15 protein-coding genes are annotated in these 18,828 nt (G+C 44.4%); 10 read left to right on the top strand and 5 right to left on the bottom strand.

Annotated elements, in window-relative coordinates; all coding sequences use genetic code 11:
* Window positions 1–140: 140 nt before the first annotated feature.
* Window positions 141–866 carry a DUF3581 domain-containing protein gene (locus IJ23_RS01435; protein ID WP_017821813.1) on the top strand — a complete coding sequence of 242 codons (726 nt, stop codon included), beginning with the start codon at window positions 141–143 and terminating at the stop codon, window positions 864–866.
* Between the two features lie 110 nt (window positions 867–976).
* Here IJ23_RS01435 and IJ23_RS01430 read toward each other — a convergent pair whose 3' ends face one another.
* Complete coding sequence (locus IJ23_RS01430; protein ID WP_033905135.1) at window positions 977–1,438, bottom strand: methyltransferase family protein; 462 nt, start codon at window positions 1,436–1,438, stop codon at window positions 977–979.
* 73 nt (window positions 1,439–1,511) lie between these two features.
* Window positions 1,512–4,547 carry a D-2-hydroxyglutarate dehydrogenase YdiJ gene (gene ydiJ, locus IJ23_RS01425; protein ID WP_033905134.1) on the bottom strand — a complete coding sequence of 1,012 codons (3,036 nt, stop codon included), beginning with the start codon at window positions 4,545–4,547 and terminating at the stop codon, window positions 1,512–1,514.
* A gap of 260 nt (window positions 4,548–4,807) precedes the next feature.
* Here ydiJ and IJ23_RS01420 point away from each other — a divergent pair, with 260 nt between their 5' ends.
* From IJ23_RS01420 to IJ23_RS01390, 7 genes are all read left to right on the top strand, one after another.
* On the top strand, window positions 4,808–5,488 hold the full coding sequence (locus IJ23_RS01420) for a DUF3334 family protein (protein WP_005388843.1): 681 nt from the start codon (window positions 4,808–4,810) through the stop codon (window positions 5,486–5,488).
* Between the two features lie 208 nt (window positions 5,489–5,696).
* Entirely contained in the window at window positions 5,697–6,392 is a 696-nt protein-coding gene (locus tag IJ23_RS01415) for a DUF2786 domain-containing protein (RefSeq protein ID WP_005377954.1), read from the top strand.
* A 217-nt stretch (window positions 6,393–6,609) separates the two neighbouring features.
* Window positions 6,610–7,269 (top strand): OmpA family protein, encoded by a 660-nt coding sequence (locus IJ23_RS01410; protein WP_005377956.1) that lies wholly within the window; start codon window positions 6,610–6,612, stop codon window positions 7,267–7,269.
* A gap of 76 nt (window positions 7,270–7,345) precedes the next feature.
* A complete protein-coding gene (locus tag IJ23_RS01405; RefSeq protein ID WP_017634859.1) occupies window positions 7,346–8,320 on the top strand; it encodes a molecular chaperone DnaJ in 975 nt (324 codons plus the stop codon).
* A 177-nt stretch (window positions 8,321–8,497) separates the two neighbouring features.
* Window positions 8,498–8,680: a hypothetical protein gene (locus tag IJ23_RS01400; RefSeq protein ID WP_005377960.1), complete on the top strand. Its 183-nt coding sequence runs from the start codon at window positions 8,498–8,500 to the stop codon at window positions 8,678–8,680.
* Between the two features lie 410 nt (window positions 8,681–9,090).
* Window positions 9,091–9,483 carry a SulA-like leucine-rich domain-containing protein gene (locus IJ23_RS01395; protein ID WP_005377962.1) on the top strand — a complete coding sequence of 131 codons (393 nt, stop codon included), beginning with the start codon at window positions 9,091–9,093 and terminating at the stop codon, window positions 9,481–9,483.
* Window positions 9,484–9,686: 203 nt separating this feature from the next.
* Window positions 9,687–10,790, top strand: coding sequence for a phosphoribosylaminoimidazolesuccinocarboxamide synthase (locus tag IJ23_RS01390; RefSeq protein ID WP_033905133.1), 1,104 nt, complete (start codon window positions 9,687–9,689; stop codon window positions 10,788–10,790).
* A 78-nt stretch (window positions 10,791–10,868) separates the two neighbouring features.
* On the opposite strand, the gene IJ23_RS01385 is transcribed toward IJ23_RS01390, so the two are convergent.
* From IJ23_RS01385 to IJ23_RS01375, 3 genes are all read right to left on the bottom strand, one after another.
* Window positions 10,869–12,542, bottom strand: coding sequence for an alkaline phosphatase D family protein (locus IJ23_RS01385; RefSeq protein WP_033905132.1), 1,674 nt, complete (start codon window positions 12,540–12,542; stop codon window positions 10,869–10,871).
* A gap of 330 nt (window positions 12,543–12,872) precedes the next feature.
* Window positions 12,873–13,250: a hypothetical protein gene (locus IJ23_RS01380; RefSeq protein ID WP_005388859.1), complete on the bottom strand. Its 378-nt coding sequence runs from the start codon at window positions 13,248–13,250 to the stop codon at window positions 12,873–12,875.
* A 288-nt stretch (window positions 13,251–13,538) separates the two neighbouring features.
* A complete protein-coding gene (locus IJ23_RS01375; RefSeq protein WP_033905346.1) occupies window positions 13,539–15,893 on the bottom strand; it encodes a helicase-related protein in 2,355 nt (784 codons plus the stop codon).
* A 213-nt stretch (window positions 15,894–16,106) separates the two neighbouring features.
* On the opposite strand from IJ23_RS01375, the gene IJ23_RS01370 reads away from it, so the two are divergent.
* Together IJ23_RS01370 and IJ23_RS01365 are read left to right on the top strand one after the other, a co-directional pair.
* Window positions 16,107–17,795: an NAD-dependent malic enzyme gene (locus tag IJ23_RS01370; RefSeq protein ID WP_005377977.1), complete on the top strand. Its 1,689-nt coding sequence runs from the start codon at window positions 16,107–16,109 to the stop codon at window positions 17,793–17,795.
* 154 nt (window positions 17,796–17,949) lie between these two features.
* The gene (locus IJ23_RS01365; protein WP_033905131.1) at window positions 17,950–18,684 is read left to right on the top strand and encodes a SanA/YdcF family protein; all 735 of its coding nucleotides are present in this window, start codon (window positions 17,950–17,952) and stop codon (window positions 18,682–18,684) included.
* Window positions 18,685–18,828: the final 144 nt, after the last annotated feature.

Raw genomic sequence — 18,828 nt, 5'->3', positions numbered from 1 at the left:
CTAAAGTATGCGTTTTTAACGGTTTATCCGCCGAAATAGTGTCTTATTGTTAGGATACGGTGAAGTTTTCACTGGATGGACCATTGCTACGCAGATATTCGCATATAATCCCACACAGTTTTGGTTACTACGTAAAAATTATGTTTCTAACACCTTATTTTTCAAACACTAATCACCAGTTTCAGTTCACTCGCGAACAAGCAAGCCACTTTGCAAAACGTGTCGCAGGTGACTACAACCCAATTCATGATGAAGACAACAAACGCTTTTGTGTCCCTGGGGATTTACTTTTCGCAGTGCTCCTTAGTAAAGAAGGCGTTAGCCAAAAGATGCGTTTTAACTTCTCTGGCATGGTAAACGATGGTGTAGCACTTCATATTGAAAATAAGTGTGACAAAGAAAGCGCTGTTGTTGACGAGGCAGGTAAAGAATACTTACACATGTCCCGTGAAGGTGAAACTAACCACGATCCGGCATTTATTGAGCATGTAGTGACAAATTACGTGCAATTTTCTGGTATGAACTTCCCTCACATCATGGTTCCTCTTATGGAAGAGAAGCAAATGATGATTAACTGCCAGCGTCCATTAGTTATTTATGAAAGCATGGAAGTCGAATTTTCACGCTTAGACCTTACGCATCCAGAGGTGGATTTCACTGGCGCAACATTCGATGTAGAAGGAAAACGAGGTGTAGTCACCTTAAACTTTGCGTTCAAAGAAGACGGTGAAGTCGTTGGTAAAGGTATTAAGCGCATGGTTGCAAGTGGCTTGAAGCCATATGACCAAGAAGCGGTTGACGACCTTGTACGCCGCTTTAATGAACGTAAGGATGCATTCCTAGCAAAGTTCGTTAAGGCAGCCTAGTCGACTGCCCTATCAGAAGCGCACAAAAAACGTGTTTACTAAAAGAAAGCCCAACGTCGACCGTTGGGCTTTCTTTTTATGTCTCATCCAAACAAAACTAAACGCAATGCTTAGAGCCAACGACGAACATGGTTTTTATAATCCACATACTCTTCACCAAACAATCGCTCTAAAACGCGTTCCTCAGGCTTGATTTGAAACCGATTCATATAACTGACAAATATCACGCCACAAAGCACCACACTCAAGTGCTGCCACCACAAACCAGTTGCTATGATTAGAAGCAATAATGCCGTGTACATAGGGTTGCGTGAAAAGGCAAACACACCAGTTCTTACAACAGAAGATGCCGCTTCAGGTTTTACTGGGTTCACTGTGGTTTTTACTTTGCGAAATTCATACACGCCAGCAATGCCCATGTAGCCAGACAACAAAGTTAATACACCTACTACAAATTCAACAAAGGGGACTCGAATGTTCATGCTCGGCGTCAAAACTTTAAGTCCGTACATCAAAAGTATGACTAGCAAAAACACCGCAACAGGTGGGACTTTGAGTTCAAGTTTTCTCAAGATTCATATCCTTTGAAAGGGTCTAAATACGGTTTCTAAAAAGCCCAGTAAAACTGGGCTTGATTTAGTCCGATTACAACAAAGTTAACAATGCCTGAACGGGATGCTTGGGCTTCGTTCCTTCAAAGCGTTTCACTTGGCTGCGGCAAGAATAGCCTGTAATCAAACATCTCTCGCTATCCAACTTATCTAAGCTTGGCTTCCAGCTTAAATTGTAAATGTCTTTCGACATCGACAACTTATCAACCTCATGACCAAACGTACCCGCCATACCACAACAACCAACAGGTACCGTATTCAAAACTGCACCAAAGTGAGCAAAAATAGCGCCCCACTCTTTTTCCGCATTTGGCATTTTGGTTTTTTCAGTACAGTGCGCAAACAGATACCAAGGTTCCTGCGCCTTATGCTCTCCGCTTTCAAACGCTTCTAGTCTTGGGTAAAGCCATTCGTGGGCTGTTAGTACATCGAAATTACCTCGCTTACTGCCAAGCACTTCAGCGTATTCATCTCGATAACACAGCACCAAAGCAGGATCGACGCCAACTAATGGAATATCCAGATCCGCTACCATCGCCAAGAACTTCGCTGTGTCGGCTGCTGTGTCCTTAAACTGACGTAAAAACCCTTTAATGTGTTGTGCTTTACCATTCGGCTTAAACGGCAGAAGCACCGGATTCATACCCAGCTTTTTCAATAACTTAACGAAGTCTTCAACGACATCAGCGTCGTAGTAACTAGTGAATGGGTCTTGAACAATTAAAACATGCTTGCTCTTTTCAGACGAAGACAAACCACTGAGCGCTTGCAGATCATAAGGCGTTGTCAGCGACTCTACTCGTTGTTTCAAGGTGGGGACTGATAACAACGGCGCATCGACATACCCGACCGTAGATGCCGTTAAACTTTTCACCCACGACTGCTTCAAAACACCATTTACGACACCTGGCGCTTTCGCCATCATCGGCAGCATAGTCTCAATGTTCGCAACCAGATAGTCTTTTGCAGGACGTTGGTAACGAGAGTGATAGATGTTTAAAAAGCGCGAGCGAAAGCTCGGAACATCGACTTTAATCGGACACTGACTCGCACACGCTTTACACGCCAAACAACCATTCATCGCTTCATACACTTCGTGAGAGAAGTCATACTCGTGACGACGATTGATAGAATGACGTACGCGGTCAATCATGGTTTTGATTGATGTTTTGTTTTCTAGTGTTTGCTTTTCTAAGTCAAGAATATCAATGCCTTGCTCAGTAAGCTGACGCAACCACTCGCGAACCAAACCCGCACGACCTTTCGGTGAATGACGACGATCGGCTGTTACTTTCATCGATGGACACATTGGCGAGCTGGTATCGTAGTTAAAACACAAACCGTTACCGTTACATTCCATCGCTTGTTTAAAGCTGTCACGTACTTGAACGTCAATCTGACGGTCATAGTAACCACGTTTGGTATCGGTAACTTTGACAAGCTCTGCATCACTATCCAGCGGTGTACAGATTTTGCCCGGGTTCATTTTGTTGTGTGGATCGAATGCCGCTTTCACACGTCTCAGTTCAGTAAACAACTCGTCGCCGAAAAACTCAGGGCCATATTCTGAACGGAAACCTTTGCCGTGTTCACCCCACATCAAACCGCCGTATTTCGCCACCAGCTTGACCACTTCATCAGAAACTTCGTGCATCAATGCTTCTTGGTGCGGGTCACACAAATCCAACGCAGGACGTACGTGAAGCACCCCAGCATCGACGTGACCAAACATGCCGTAATTCAGAGACTTGCTGTCTAACAGTTCTCGAAACTCTGCAATGAAGTCCGCCAGGTTTTCTGGTGGCACACAGGTATCTTCAGCGAATGCGACCGGTTTAGCACGACCTTTTGCTGCGCCTAACAAACCCACCGCTTTTTTACGCATGTTGTAAATACGCCCAATGCTCGCTACATCGTTACAAACTTGGTAGCCGATAATGCCCGCTTCTTCTGTTTCCAACATGGTATCGAGCTTGGCGGTCAACGCTGCAACCTGAGCAGCAACTTCCTCTTCGTCCTGACCTGCGTATTCCACCATATTGATGCCAAGCATCTCTTTATTTGGAACATCGGTAAGTAAATCGCTCACGGTGTGCCAAACGATATCTTGCTTCGCGAGATTAAGCACTTTTGAGTCAACGGTTTCTACAGACAGCGCTTTCGCCTCTACCATAAACGGTGCATTACGCAGTGCAGAATCAAAGCTGTTGTATTTAACGTTAACCAACGTACGCGCTTTCGGAATTGGCGTCAGGTTCAGCTTTGCTTCGGTAATAAATGCCAATGAACCTTCCGCGCCGCAAAGTACTCGTGTGATATCGAAACGGTCACCGTCTTCATTCAAGGCATTTTTTAAATCGTAGCCCGTTAAAAATCGGTTAAGAGGAGGAAACTTATCTACGATCTGCTGGCGTTTTTCACGACATACGGATTCCGTTACACGTAGCGCCTTGGCAGCAAACTCGCCTTCTTTTGGGTAACCATGGGACAAGTCCGACTCTAAAATTGAACCATCAGCAAACACCGCTTGTAGCGACAAAACATGATCGGATGTTTTTCCGTATTTCAGAGAACCTTGACCAGAAGCATCGGTGTTGACCATGCCGCCAATCGTTGCACGGTTACTGGTAGATAAGTCTGGAGAGAAGAAGTAGCCATAAGGGCGAACAGCGTCATTTAACTGGTCTTTCACTACACCAGTTTGTACACGAACCCAGCCTTCTTTCTCATTAATCTCAAGCACTTTGTTCATGTGGCGAGACATATCCACCACAATACCTTTGGTTAGCGACTGACCATTGGTCCCTGTGCCGCCACCACGAGGTGAAAAGGTAATTCGTTCGTACTTTTCTTTATTGCTCAGTTTCCCGAGGAGAGAAACATCTTCTGTCGTTTTGGGATGAACGACAGACTGAGGAAGTTGCTGGTAAACACTGTTGTCAGTGGCAACCGCTAGTCGGCTTGAATATTGGCTTTCGATATCACCAGTGAATCCGGCGTGCTCAAGCTCTTTCAGAAAACTAAGAACAAGAGGATCGACATCAGTTTGCGAGTGTAATCTTGGTAACATTTGCTTCCTGCCCCTACGACGCTGATCCGATCAGCTGCGGGTTGTGTAATTATTTGCTCACTTCTCATACAAATTGGCGCTAAGCGAAAAAACACCACAAAAGAGTTAGTGAAGTAATATTCTTTGAATTTCGTCACTTTACAACATTTAAAAAGACGAGCAAATCAGAATCTCGATACAATAATTAAACTTATGCTTTATTTTTTCACGCTTGATGCCTACATTGGGGAACGAATCGCGTTTCTAGATGAGTTTTCAGAATGAAAAAAAATAAAATTGTGACCACTGAAGATATCCTTCTCAAACTTTGCCAGTCTGTTTCTGGCGTACTTACTTCGGCGACATCTTCTCAAGTAAATTATTCAGCAATGGTGCAAAAAATCCACAAGACTAGCCTCAAACCAGATTTTGGCTGTTTTGTTCTGTTTGATGGCGGATTTACCGGGCTAGTTGTGATTAATTTTACGGCAAAAGCCGCACTGGAGATCTACACCAACTACATGCGTAATATGGGCATGCCAGAAGAAGAACTGGCAATATCTCATACTTCTGACGAGGTAGGCGATGTTCTGGGTGAACTCATGAATCAACTGGTCGGAGACTTCACTAATAAAATTCGTAAAGACCTGCAAACGAACATCACACAAAACCAACCAAAAATGCTGGCGCTGAATAAGCAAGTTATCTTACAAGTTGATACCAACCTTGACCGCCCTCAAGCGCGCAGAGTGACGTTCTCCACCGAAAACAACAATATTTTCTATCTCGAACTAGCAATGGATAAAACTGAGTTCATCCAACTGGAAGAGTTTGAAGTTGCTGAAGACGAAAACCCAGACGACATTTTAGAGGCAACACGTAAACAGTTGGCTGAGAAAGAATCTAAATCGTCGGGATCAAACGATGATGCCGATGACTTGCTCAACCAGCTCGGGTTGTAATTCTAACGAATCTTAATGAAGAATGGCTTCTTAGACACAAGTACGACTTCATACTGATTACGACGAACTAAAACGCCAGCCTCGCTTAATGCGAGGCTTCTTTTTATGTGCAGAAATTATCTTCAGTCCCACCTTGTATTTCGTTTTTATGTCAAAAAAGGTAATATGTCTGACTTCATAAATTTTCTGCTTTCGTTACTGGTTGTCGATGGATAAACAAAAAGCTCTGAAAAAAATCGCCAAGTGCTTAGAACTGGGCAATTCCGCTAATGTTAATGAGGCTGCCAATGCTATCAAAATGGCACATCGCCTCATGCTTAAATATGGTCTTGATAAAGACGATATTGAGTTCATCAGAATGGGAAAAACACAATCTTCTCATCTGCTACCAGCGAACATCAGTTCTACCATATTGCGAGTGATTCGCGGCATTAACACAAAATTCGGTGTCGAAGCAGTATTGTTGAATCACAAAGGGCTCAAACGTGTCGAATTTATCGGTGAAGCAGATCGCGCTATTTTTGCTGCATTTGCTTTCGATATTGTTTATCGCGAGATGAACGAAAGTACCGGACAATTCCGAAACAGCTTTGCTGGCACCGGCACCTCTTCTCAGGAAGTGACTCGCCGTGTGAACTCATTTGTATCTGGCTGGGTGGAAGGCGCGATTGAAAAATTGCCAATTATTTCTCCAGATGAAGAGTCGGCCAATAAAATTAATGACTATATTGATAAAGAATTCCAAAACATTGACCGCGAAACGTTCAAGAAGCAATTGAAAGAAGCGATGAAAAACCTAACTGAAGACTACGAAGTGGGCTTAAAGAAAGGTAGAAAGGTTTCAGTTAACCGTGGAGTGGGCGGCGAACAAGCACGCAAAATGTTGGGCGATTCATCGAAATAGCCAGAATAGTAAAGGATTCACATAAGCAGCAATGACTTCGATGTCGATGGGGCTTACTTTGAGAGCTTTGGCAGTATTGATAGGAATTTTCTTACAGAAACTCTTATCAATCTTACTTTCTCATAACAAATATCAATGCTTGTTTATTCATAATTCGCATCCCATTATGAGGCATAGTTTCGCCTCAGTTTTATACGGAGATTTTCCCTTGAAAAAGATGCCTATTGCACTAGCTCTAGTGCTAGCTCTTACTGGCTGTCAAGCCACTCAACGCCAAAATGCAACAACGGGTGAATACGAAACTAACTCCACCACGCAAGGCGCGCTTATTGGTGCGATCGCTGGCGCAGCAATCGGCCTAGCAACGGGTGATGATGCTAAAGAACGTCGTCAGCATGCACTCATTGGTGCAGCCGCAGGCGGAGCGACTGGCGCTGGCGTTGGTTACTACTTTGACCAACAAGAAGCGGAATTACGTCGCGCTTTGCTAAACTCTGGCGTACAAGTTCAGCGTGTTGGTGAAAATCAGCTTTTACTGCGTATGGAAAACGGTATCGGCTTCTCTTCAAGCTCTTACCAGCTTGATGCTAGTATCCATAATACTCTACGCGGTGTTGCTCGCATCCTAGTTGAGTACCCAGATACCAGTCTCGTTATTGACGGTTACACGGATAGCACAGGTAGTGAGTCATACAACCAAACGTTGTCAGAGCGCCGTGCAGAGTCCGTACGTCAATTCCTAGTATCTCAAAACGTTGCACCTGGTCGTGCAATTGCACGCGGCTACGGCGAACGTAACCCAATTTGCTCAAACCAAACTTCTGAAGGTCGTGCGTGCAACCGTCGTGTTGAAATCCAGATCTTGCCACTGAAGTAATTTGGTTGCACCATAACGGTAATAATAAAAAATTACCGGAGCAGGCCTAACCATTATCGTTAGGCCTGACATATTAATGTCTGTCAAAACGTCTGCCCTACTCTGCTTATTTAGCCTCAGCTTTTCTGGCTACTCACTTGCCTCTCAAGCTCCAAATGACCCCATCGAACAATACGAGTACGCACAACAATTATTGGCATCAAACGAAGCTGAAGCCTCACCAGAAACGCGCTACTGGCTAGAGCAATCCGCCAACCAAGGTTACCTCCCTGCACAAAAACAGCTCGCGAACGACTTTGCTAAAGGGATAAATGGCGAAAAAAATGAAACACAAGCGTTATATTGGCTAACCTCTATCGCACTCAATGACCCAACCGATCGTGGCTTTCTTCTCGCCGATTTTATTCAGCGCAATCCAGATAAGGTCACAACTTCTCAATTGACTGAAGCCTTGTATCAAATGGCTTCTCAGCATAATCCAGCAGCAGAACAAGCTTATAACCAACTGTTAGAGCAGCGCTTCAACCAACTGCGAGCTAAACAAGTCTCGCAAATAAAGTCGCTCGATAAAAAGGCTGAGCAAGCACAGGAAGAGAAAAGCACAGTTGCAAACCCCAAAGTAGAACACTCGCAGTTTTTATGGCTGATCTGGCTAGCGGCGATACTCATCATCAGCGGCTTAAGTTTTCTCGTAATCAAGAAACTTAAGCAGAATAGAAAAGCGCTTGAAGCCAAAGAGGAAAGCCAAAATCAACGAATGGCGAAAAAAATAAAAGAGCTAGAGTTTACGAACAAGCAACTGAAACGCCAGCTAGAGAAAGTATTCAAAGAATTTAAGAAATCCAAAACCCAGGCAGAGAACCATAAGCTAAGCGTCGCGTGTGCTATGTTTGGCTACACACCACAACACATCCCTGATTTACAAGCAATCAAGCTACGCTATAGACAGCTATCAAAGCTTTATCATCCTGACACAAGAGGCAGTGAAGAAGAAATGAAGCGACTCAATCATGCCTTTAAGCTCGTCTCACAAAATGTTACAAAACAGTAAAAATAGGTCAGGATACTTTGGCTAGCATGCTTTTAGACCTATATAATCAAGCGCCGCAATCGATCTCCCTCTCAAACAAATTAACAGACATTTAACTTAAGTCGCGCTTTTATGCCATAATGCCCGGCGCAAAATAACACCTAACGACTCAAATTAATCTAGGTGGGGAGAAAATCAATGTTCACTGAAGAAGGCACCTGTGATTGGTGTAAAAAACCTAGCCTTGTAACTCGTCACGATTATTTAGATGGCAAGCACCACTACTCATGTAAAGCTTGCTACGATATGGCGAAAATCGACGTGCGCCTATTTAACCAAGGCGAATTACAAATGCGCGAACGCTTGCAACGAGCGAGCTAAGCAAGACGGAATCAACGGAACTGATTTTCAAAGGCGCCTTTTAAGGCGCTTTTTTGATCGGCCAAGCCCTATTTCCAATCTCTATCTCGTATTCCCTCCTATCTTACATAGCACGTCGCATCGGTTATCAGCCCTCTCCCACTGTATACAAACCATTGTCCGTGAAAAACACCTGTATATACAGTAGTAAACCCCTGTATGTCTCTCGTCCAGTTTTCTACTCACCTCACATTTTTAAATTGATGTTAGACATATCAAAAATGAAAAAAACCACATAAATTCAATTACTTAGAATCAAATCCTTTTATTTCCTTCTCAAAAAACCGCAAATAACTTTTGAGAAACTGGTTGATCAGGTCACCAAAACAAACTACTGTATACACATACAGCATGTATAAAGGAACAGTAAGATGCAGTTACAAAGTCAATCTCATACATACTCTCGTTACAACGTATTGGCACAAGCAACTAAGCCCATGGCCGTTTCGGATCAGCTTCTATCTAAGCTGGCTGTTTTATCGCAGCAGAAACAATGGATTTTGTTTACAGCAGACTGCCCTCGTCCAGACTTTGAACAACTCACTGCCTCTAATATTTGCTGTAAAAACGTTATTCAAATGAAGCCCTCTCAACAGCTTTCAGAAGTCGAGATCGTGATAAAAGCCATCCGCTCAGGCAATGCCAGTGCTGTTGTCGCATCCAATAAAATTGCACTTATGAATCAATCTATGTTGCGCGACATGGCGCAGCGCTATCAGTGTGAAGTCTTTTTCGTCGAAGGCAGAGTTAATAAGTACCACTAATAAGTTCGACGTTATCCATCCTGCATCTCGCCTCCTTTTTAAGGGGGCTTTTTTTGTATTATAGAAAAAAGGCAAACGTTTGCTTTTTCTCTGGCGAGTTAAAATAGTTCTGGTATGATGCCCACATTCGATTTATTCAGCGCCCACATTTTGCTGAATATCTTCTCTTTCTGACGTTTGATTAAGATGATAGGAATGTCGCAATGAGCCTTGCTAATCAAGTACTTGCCGTCAATGACGACCTGCCAATTCGCACCCATAAACCCGTTCATAGTGGAAAAGTTCGTTCAGTTTACTGGTTAACTGAAGAAGACAGCGCCCGACTGATCAAAGAAAAAGGATACAATGTCGCTCCAGATGCGCCTTTGGCTATCATGGTGATTAGCGACCGAATCTCTGCATTCGATTGTATTTGGCATGCTGAAGGTGGTCTTAATGGTGTCCCGGGTAAAGGGGCTGCGCTTAATGCGATTTCTAATCACTGGTTCAAACTGTTCAAAGAAAATGGCTTAGCAGATAGCCATATTCTAGACATTCCTCACCCTTTTGTTTGGATTGTACAAAAAGCCAAACCGGTAAAAATCGAAGCCATCTGCCGCAAATACATCACGGGTTCGATGTGGCGCGCTTACGCAAATGGCGAGCGCGAGTTTTGTGGAATCCAACTTCCTGAAGGGTTAGAAAAAGACAAAGCACTGCCAGAGTTGCTAATGACCCCATCCACAAAAGGCATTCTAAAAGGCATTCCCGGTGTGCCAGAAGCGGATGACGTGAATATTACTCGTCAAAACATCGTAGACAACTACGAAGCATTTAACTTCTCAAGCGCTGACGATATCGCACTCTACGAAAAATTGCTGAAAGAAGGCTTTAACGTTATCAGCCAAGCGTTAGAAGAAATCGACCAAATCTTTGTCGATACCAAATTCGAATTTGGTTATGTTCATGATGCTGCTGGCAATGAAAAGCTGATTTACATGGATGAAGTGGGTACACCAGACTCGTCTCGTATATGGGATGCTAAAGAGTACCAAGCAGGTCACATCGTAGAGAACTCAAAAGAAGGTTTCCGCCAGTTCCTACTTAACCACTTCCCTGACCCAGATATCTTGCTAAACAAAGAACGTATGCCTGAGCGCGAAGCTCTCGCTCGTGATAATGCTTTGCCCGTCGAATCTTTGATGGCGATTTCGAGCACCTACATTGGTATTGCCGAGAAGATTACAGGCAAGCCGATTCATTTGAGTGAGAATCCGAAAGCGGAAATCATCGAAGTTCTGAGCAAAGAATACGGATTGATTGACTAGCACTGTCGCTAGATTGCTAAATGCTTTCCAATAAAAAGTCCGCACTAGCTTGCGGACTTTTTTCGTATTAGGCTCAGTTTAGCCGATATTTAACGTAGTGCCATCTGTTGTAGAGGCTGACTTGGTCGTCACCTGATATGTTTTGTCTTTAATCGTTGATACGAAATACCAGGTCGACTCTGCCTTGTCGGGCGTAAAAGTAACGCGCATAAAGCCACGCTGTTTGATGTCTGCCCACTGTAATTCTGACACTAAGTGCGGCAGCGTGTATTCCATTTGAGCGATCGCAACAGGGTCTAACGCGAGGTAGGCCTCTAACCCAGGGGAACTCACAGAGCTAGTCGCAAACTCTACCCCGATAGGATGCTTAGATACGTCTTTAAGCTCACTTGCCCATGCGTTGTGCGTATCTCCTGCCAAACAGACAAAGTTACCACTGCTGGCTTTGGCCAGTTGATAAACGTTCTCTCGCTCAACGTAGTAACCATCCCATGCATCTAGGTTATATGGCAAAGCAATGGTATCTAAACTTGGGTCAGAGAGATAACCCGTAATCGCAGAGTTTACTGCTAATAACGCCTCTGTTTTTTGTTCTTCAGTGGCAGTAAACAATTGAAACATCGCGGTCATAACCGAACTTGGCAACTCCATACGAGACATTAACACTTGTTGCCCTAGCACATTCCAAGTTGCGTCGTGCGTACTGAACGCATCCATCAGCCAAGCGAGTTGGTCAGCGCCTAACAGCTCTCGGTCTTGACTGCGCGACTGAGCAACTAAACCGCCAATAGCTTCCATCGTTGGTGAGCTGAGCGAGAAATAATCCAACGGTTTATCACGCCCCACAAGTCGCGTGTCGAGCATCATCAAATTGACTAAACTTCCAAACGAAAACTGACGGTAAATCAGCATGTTTGAGAAAGTGTTTTCACGAACGGGCAACCATTCTGTCCAAGCGGCAGCCGCAGCTGCACGACGATCATTAAAGCTGCCTTCCTCTTCTTGATGGTTTTCCGCACCATTTTTCCAACTATCATTTGCAAGCTCATGGTCATCCCAGACTGCAATCATTGGTAGGCTCGCATGTAACGCTTGCAGATCAGCATCTTGGCGATATTGCGCATACCGTTTTCGGTAATCATCTAAGGTAATGCATTCAGTGCCTTTGCTTGGCTCTCGCCCTAGTGCCTCAGCATCTTCACTAGCGTAGCCACCAGCCCCATACTCATAAATGTAATCACCGAGATGAAGTACCACATCAAACGGTTCTTGCTCATGTTGATTTAAGATCTCTCGATACACATGGAAATAACCAGCAGGATAGTTTGCGCAAGAAACAACGGCCATGGATGCCTTTTCTACACCACCCTCTGGTAATGTTTGAGTTTGCCCGACTTCGCTAGTGACATCTCCAACCATGAATCGATAGTAGTAGCGAGAATTTGCGTTGAGATTTTGAACATCGACTTTTACCGTGAAATCTCGGCTCGTGTCTGTGGCAAAAGTGCCACTTTGCACGATATCAGTAAAATTTTCGTTAGATGAAACTTGCCAGCTTACATCTGCGTAGCTCGCTGAGGTTGTAACACGAGTCCAAATGATTACTTGTGTTTGAGTAGGATCTCCACTCGCCACTCCGTGCTCAAAGGTAACCGCAACAGATTCACTAGCATCGCTACCACAGCCCACCAGCCCGGTAACAATCGCCGTTGAAGAGGCAGCTTTCATAAAGTCTCGACGAGACAAAGACATATTGACTTCCTTTCTTATTGTGTTTGTTTTTATGCCCAAATGACGTGGTGACTCAATCATCCTTGTATGCCAATAAGGGACGTTAATTCGAACTTACAGTACCAACCACTTAGTCGGTAATTTGTCCTAAAAACACAAAGTTAGAAGCTAGTTATGACAATTGCATTTCCAAACGTTACATTTTTGTTAATTTAAGTGCAAATACTCTATATTCATCACACTTCCTAAGACCTGTGACAAAAACCTCAAAATAAAAAAGCGACCTACTTTGAGGTCGCTTTTCATTGCACTATTGTTAAGTAGTACATCGATGAAGTGGAAATACTCAGCCTAAAACTTGATGTTAAGAACATCTTGTTCTGACGTGTCCACCTTCAACTGACTGCGAGATTCTATGTACTCGATTTGCTGAACATCGAGCGAATATGGCATAACGACTCGCAATTCATTGATCCCTTCATGTTTGGCTAGCTGGGTTAAGCGGACCAAATTGGATTCATCACTTTTACGAGAAGACATCGATTTTAATGCGGCATCCCACAACCGATCTTCAGGCTTGCGCAATTCCGCAATGTTCTGTTTCCACATCAAACCGAAAATAGGCGCGATGGTGGCAAATGCCTCTAAAAAGGTCCATTTTTTACTACCTGTCGCTCCTAAAAAGCTAGTGTAGTCGAATTCAATGCACGTCTTTCCTTGTTGATCCATTCTATGCCCCCGACACTCGAAAATGAGATATACCAAATATCGTTCAACTGTTTTGATATAGCAATGGGATATAAAACATTCGTCTTTTATGCCCTAATTTACATACAAAAGGAAATATTAAAACCAGCTTTGTAACAACTGATGTACAGCTTCGCCATATATAAGCATTCAATTGATTAATATTTCAATTAAGAAACTAAAAACAACACGCAAGTAACGCTATCAATATGAAATCATTATAGATTCACCAAGAAAATATCAATTCTTGTCACAACGTCATCCGCCGACCTACTTTACATCAATCACTCGACTGGCCTTTTTATACTGTATCTTCCAACCAGCCCAACGTGGCAGCTCCCAACGCTTCGGGTCTCCCTTACGGTTTCCCTCTCGATAAACGACCTGTACTAGCTTGCGAGACGCGTAATACTCAACATCCAGTTGGAGTTCTGGCAGCGAAAGTTCTAAAGGGTACTGCTCCGTGAAATCGTCGTATTCCCATTCTGGAACACCGTTAAATGTTAAGTCTTCCGGTTCAAACAACGCCATATCATCGACATTTTCAACGCCTAATGTTTCCAACTGATCCTTTAACCAGCTAGAAAATGTCAAGGAGGCCAAGTCGTTAACCTCTTCTCCTTCGACATTAAGGCCCAATGCGTTGTAGAGTTTCCAGTGTTGGATTTGTTGTTTTCTTTGAGAAGCAAATCCTGGTAACAGTGTCTCGTCTTCTATCATTTCGACAATAGACTGAACAGCAACATCACCTTTTAACGCTTGATGTTCAGTACAGATTGTTCGTCCGGCGTAGACCAAATGCATCGTTGCTCTTGGGGTCTCCTCTTCATAATTCGTCTCACCTTGTTGCCACTCCCCTAGCTCAAGTTCGCGTAATAATGTCAGCGGGATAGGCATCATAACCGATGCGAGGTTCAGTGTTTGCTTAACGCCTCGTCCTGGCACGCTATGGCTATCTAGCACGATGGCCGCTTCTTCTTTATCAGGAAAGCGGCTGTTACGCCCAACCAGCATCTCGACTACGCCATTTCCTAGAGCATCCCTTCGACGAGCTCGTCGGACAAACACAAGCTCAGGGTGCAATGAGGCGATGGAGAAAAAGAGCGCTTCACGTTTATATCGAGAGGCAACGTCAAGTTCCGGTAATTCAAATACTTCTCGCATTTGTTTCGCTAAACCTTGTGCCTCTTCGAGTGCGCTGGCATCAATGACAATGCCCGGAAGTCGCTCCCCCCGAACCAAACGGATCAACAAAGAGACATCACACCCGTATGGCTCCTCTTGAGATAGAAGCTCAGCAACTTCACCACTTTGTCGCTGATAGAGCTGCGCAGGCACAGATAAGGCGGCAGCCAAATCAATCATTGCTTCCTTCTCTGGCTTCGCTTGAATTCTGGTAACGAGATCGGCAAACAGTGCATCAATGGGTAGTGGATATACTTTTCTCCCATGCTGCGTGACATTGCCATCCTCATCAATCGCTTCCATAGATAACAACGTCGAATGAGATGCCTCTAGCGACTTTGGGGGAATTGAGTCGAGAAAATCGAGTGTTGAGAGACGGTACCCACAACAAGCCGCTGCCAGCATGGGCTCGACGAGCTCTTCTCTGTGTAATTCTGGAGGTGTCACCAACTCTAAAGGCGCGTGCTCACCATATAGACGAATACAAGCCCCTTCGGTAACGCGACCTGCTCGCCCCATTCGCTGCGCGGCACTGGCCTTAGAAATGTTGGTTAATGTCAGTGCTGTACGTCCATTTCGTTGTACAGTTCTGCGCTCTAAACCACTATCGATTACCACACGGATATTAGGAATGGTCAGAGAGGTTTCCGCGACGTTGGTTGCCAATACGACTTTCCGTTGCTTTTGTACCGTCAGCGCACGATGTCGTTCTTCATCACTGACCGAGGCATGAAGTTTAACCACCATGACATCACTGCTGCTTTGTAGCATCTGCGCGCATTGGGCGATCTCTTTACGTCCTGGGAGAAAAACAAGAATATCGCCATCTTCATCTTCCAGTGCTTCTTTTACCGCTCCGACAACTTCCTGTTCACATCCCTTTTTGTTCGGTAAATAGCGGCTGTCTGTGGAACGATGTGTCACCGTGACTGGAAAGCAACGTCCTTCCGAACGCAGACGCTTAGCATCCAGGTAACGCGCTAGCTTTTCGCCTTCTAAGGTAGCGGAAGTGACGATCAATCGATGTTGATTTTCTTGCTTCAAAATGGCGGTTAATAGATCAATATCCCAGCGTCGCTCGTGAAATTCGTCCACTATCACGACATCAAAGTCTGCTAGCTTGTTTTCCGAAAACCAACGCAGTGCAACCCCCGGAGTCACAAATACAACTTCGGTTTTTTCATCAAAGTAGGCATGAAGCTTGATCGCGTAACCGACTTTGCGACCTATTGGCTCTCCAGATTGCTCCGCAAGAAATTCAGCCAGCGAGGTACAAGCAATTCGACGTGGTTCAATAACCAGAACGCGTCCGTGTTTTGCCGCCCACATGGGCAAGCGGGTAGATTTACCCGACCCGGTTTCGGCTTCCACCACAAGATGGTTAAGGCTTACATGATGGTCAAACTCGGCTTGCAGGCTGTCGATAGGTAGTTGAAACATAGAAATTGGATTTGATTTGATGATGCAAAACATTATACCCAAGTAAAAAAATCCTGCTTTAGGTATCTCTAAACAACCAATATTGCCGATATTTTCGTCGGTATCTGAATTTTTTTGCGACATTACATTGATGTGCATCAACGCATGTTTACAACTAAATAGTGAACCCGTTAAAATTTGGTGCGCATCCTTCAACCCTACATAAGGCACCCAATGAACAACGATAAACGCCCACTATATATTCCATATGCGGGTCCGGCTCTTTTAGCAACCCCTCTTTTGAACAAAGGCAGTGCATTCTCTGCTGAAGAACGTAGTTCATTCAACTTAGAAGGTCTGCTTCCAGAGTCGACCGAAACTATCCAAGAGCAGGTGGAACGTGCCTACCAGCAATACAAAAGTTTCGAAAGCGATATGGATAAACACATTTATCTGCGTAATATCCAAGACACCAACGAAACATTGTATTACCGCCTAGTGCAAAATCACATTTCTGAGATGATGCCAATCATCTACACGCCGACTGTTGGCGCAGCATGTGAAAACTTCTCTAACATTTACCGTCGTGGTCGCGGTCTGTTCATTTCATACCCGAACCGTGACCGTATTGACGACTTGCTGAACAACGCAGCAAACCACAACGTTAAAGTGATTGTTGTGACAGATGGCGAACGTATCCTTGGCTTGGGTGACCAAGGTATCGGCGGCATGGGTATTCCTATCGGTAAACTGTCACTATATACCGCGTGTGGTGGTATCAGCCCTGCTTACACGCTACCAATCGTGCTTGATGTGGGTACCAATAACCCGCAACGCTTAGCTGATCCGATGTACATGGGTTGGCGTCATCCTCGTATTACGGGTGCAGAATACGATGCATTTGTAGAAGAGTTTATCCAAGCGGTACAGCGCCGTTGGCCTGATGCTTTGATCCAATTCGAAGACTTTGCTCAGAAAAATGCGATGCCTCTTCTTGAGCGTTACAAAGACCGCGTGTGTTGCTTCAATGATGATATTCAGGGTACTGCTGCTGTTACTGTTGGCTCTCTACTTGCAGCTTGTAAAGCAGCAGGAACTCAGCTTTCTAAACAACGTATTACCTTCCTAGGCGCAGGGTCTGCTGGTTGTGGTATCGCAGAAGCGATCATCGCACAAATGGTATCGGAAGGAATTTCTGACGAGCAAGCTCGCTCACAAGTTTACATGGTTGACCGTTGGGGTCTGTTACAAGAAGGCATGCCTAACCTTCTTGATTTCCAACAACGCTTGGTGCAAAAGCATACCAATACGAAAGAGTGGGAAAATGAAGGAAATGGCTTCTCACTACTCGATGTTATGCGTAACGCCAAGCCAACGGTACTAATTGGTGTTTCTGGTGCTCCTGGCCTATTTAGCCAAGAAGTCATCGAAGAAATGCATAAACACTGTAAGCGTCCGATTGTCTTCCCACTGTCGAACCCAACAAGCCGCGTGGAAGCGACACCGAACGACATCATTCGTTGGACAAATGGTGAAGCACTGGTTGCAACAGGTAGCCCATTTGAGCCAGTGGTTCATGAAGGTCGCACTTACCCTATTGCACAATGTAACAACAGCTACATCTTCCCAGGCATTGGCCTTGGTGTACTTGCTGTCAATGCAAAACGTGTCACTGACGAGATGCTAATGGAATCAAGCCGCGCGCTCGCAACATGTTCTCCTCTAGCAATCAACGGTCGTGGGGCACTACTTCCACCACTGGAAGAGATCCACTTAGTATCGAAAAAAATCGCATTTGCCGTTGGTAAAAAGGCAATTGAACAAGGTGTCGCATTAGAAATTACTGATGAAGCATTGAACGTGGCGATTGAACAGTCGTTCTGGCAACCTGTTTACCGCCGCTACAAACGCACTGCGTTCTAAGCTTGAGACAATTCGTTTAATAATTAGCCCCTACCATGTAGGGGCTTTTATTTTTTTATCATCCTAACCAGATTTTGGCATAAATGGGCTTCTCTCTTTTTGTTTCTATCAGATATGATGAGAACTACATTTTTAGTTAAGGATATAAAACGTTTTGTTGTTTTCTCGCATAAGATCAAAGTGGAAGCTGAAATTTTCCTGGAAGCGATTTGCTTTGATTTTGTCGATCTCTGCACTTAGTCTGCTTGTTTCTGTTATTGCCATCGACCGGTGGGTGGTTTTACAAGCCAAAGAGAGCATTTTCACTGAATACGAGCAAATCCCTCAACATGAGGTTGCCGTAGTTCTTGGTACCAGTAAATACATCGGAAAGATCCTCAACACTTACTACACTCATCGCATTAATGCGGCGATTGAGCTTTACAACCAAGGCAAAGTAAAACAGTTTTTATTGAGTGGTGATAACGCCCACCGTTCATATAACGAACCGTGGACAATGAAACGCGACTTACTTAAAGCAGGCGTGCCTGAAGAAGTGATTCACCTTGATTATGCTGGCTTTCGTACCTTAGATTCGATTGTACGAGCAAAAAAAATTTTTGCTTCGGAGCGATTTCTGATTGTGACTCAACGCTTTCACTGCGAACGCGCACTGTTCATCGCTGATGCTTACAGCATTGATGCGCAGTGTCTCGCGGTAGCAGGGCCGACGGCCAACAAGCAAAAAACATCGATGCGTGTTCGAGAACTGCTAGCCCGTGTGAAAGCGTTTTTAGACCTGTATATTATCAATACGCAGCCTAAGTTTCTTGGCCCTCAAGAACCTATCGTCGCAGTAAAAGAGCCAAATAAAGCAGCTAACGTGCCTCTTCAAGTCCCCGTCGAATAGAGGAATAACGTGGCTCACAAGCCTAGTAACATTTCTATAAAACAAATGGGTAGTTTTCTACCCATTTCCAATTCTCAACATCACACTTTCTAATTTGCTCTACGATTCAGGCAAAACTCTTTTTCGCATTCAAAGTAACATTTC

Origin of the sequence: Vibrio sp. OY15 (assembly GCF_000742455.1) — a bacterium.
GTDB classification, from domain to species: Bacteria; Pseudomonadota; Gammaproteobacteria; order Enterobacterales; family Vibrionaceae; genus Vibrio; species Vibrio alginolyticus.
Note: the sequence above shows the minus strand (reverse complement) of the source record. Positions and strands in the feature narration are given on the sequence as shown.

Coding starts and splice junctions, on each gene's coding strand:
- IJ23_RS01435 (WP_017821813.1), top strand. CDS start 141: ATGTTTCTAACACCTTATTTTTCAAACACTAATCACCAGTTTCAGTTC.
- ydiJ (WP_033905134.1), bottom strand. CDS start 4,547: ATGTTACCAAGATTACACTCGCAAACTGATGTCGATCCTCTTGTTCTT.
- IJ23_RS01420 (WP_005388843.1), top strand. CDS start 4,808: ATGAAAAAAAATAAAATTGTGACCACTGAAGATATCCTTCTCAAACTT.
- IJ23_RS01415 (WP_005377954.1), top strand. CDS start 5,697: ATGGATAAACAAAAAGCTCTGAAAAAAATCGCCAAGTGCTTAGAACTG.
- IJ23_RS01410 (WP_005377956.1), top strand. CDS start 6,610: ATGCCTATTGCACTAGCTCTAGTGCTAGCTCTTACTGGCTGTCAAGCC.
- IJ23_RS01405 (WP_017634859.1), top strand. CDS start 7,346: ATGTCTGTCAAAACGTCTGCCCTACTCTGCTTATTTAGCCTCAGCTTT.
- IJ23_RS01400 (WP_005377960.1), top strand. CDS start 8,498: ATGTTCACTGAAGAAGGCACCTGTGATTGGTGTAAAAAACCTAGCCTT.
- IJ23_RS01395 (WP_005377962.1), top strand. CDS start 9,091: ATGCAGTTACAAAGTCAATCTCATACATACTCTCGTTACAACGTATTG.
- IJ23_RS01390 (WP_033905133.1), top strand. CDS start 9,687: ATGAGCCTTGCTAATCAAGTACTTGCCGTCAATGACGACCTGCCAATT.
- IJ23_RS01385 (WP_033905132.1), bottom strand. CDS start 12,542: ATGTCTTTGTCTCGTCGAGACTTTATGAAAGCTGCCTCTTCAACGGCG.
- IJ23_RS01380 (WP_005388859.1), bottom strand. CDS start 13,250: ATGGATCAACAAGGAAAGACGTGCATTGAATTCGACTACACTAGCTTT.
- IJ23_RS01375 (WP_033905346.1), bottom strand. CDS start 15,893: ATGTTTCAACTACCTATCGACAGCCTGCAAGCCGAGTTTGACCATCAT.
- IJ23_RS01370 (WP_005377977.1), top strand. CDS start 16,107: ATGAACAACGATAAACGCCCACTATATATTCCATATGCGGGTCCGGCT.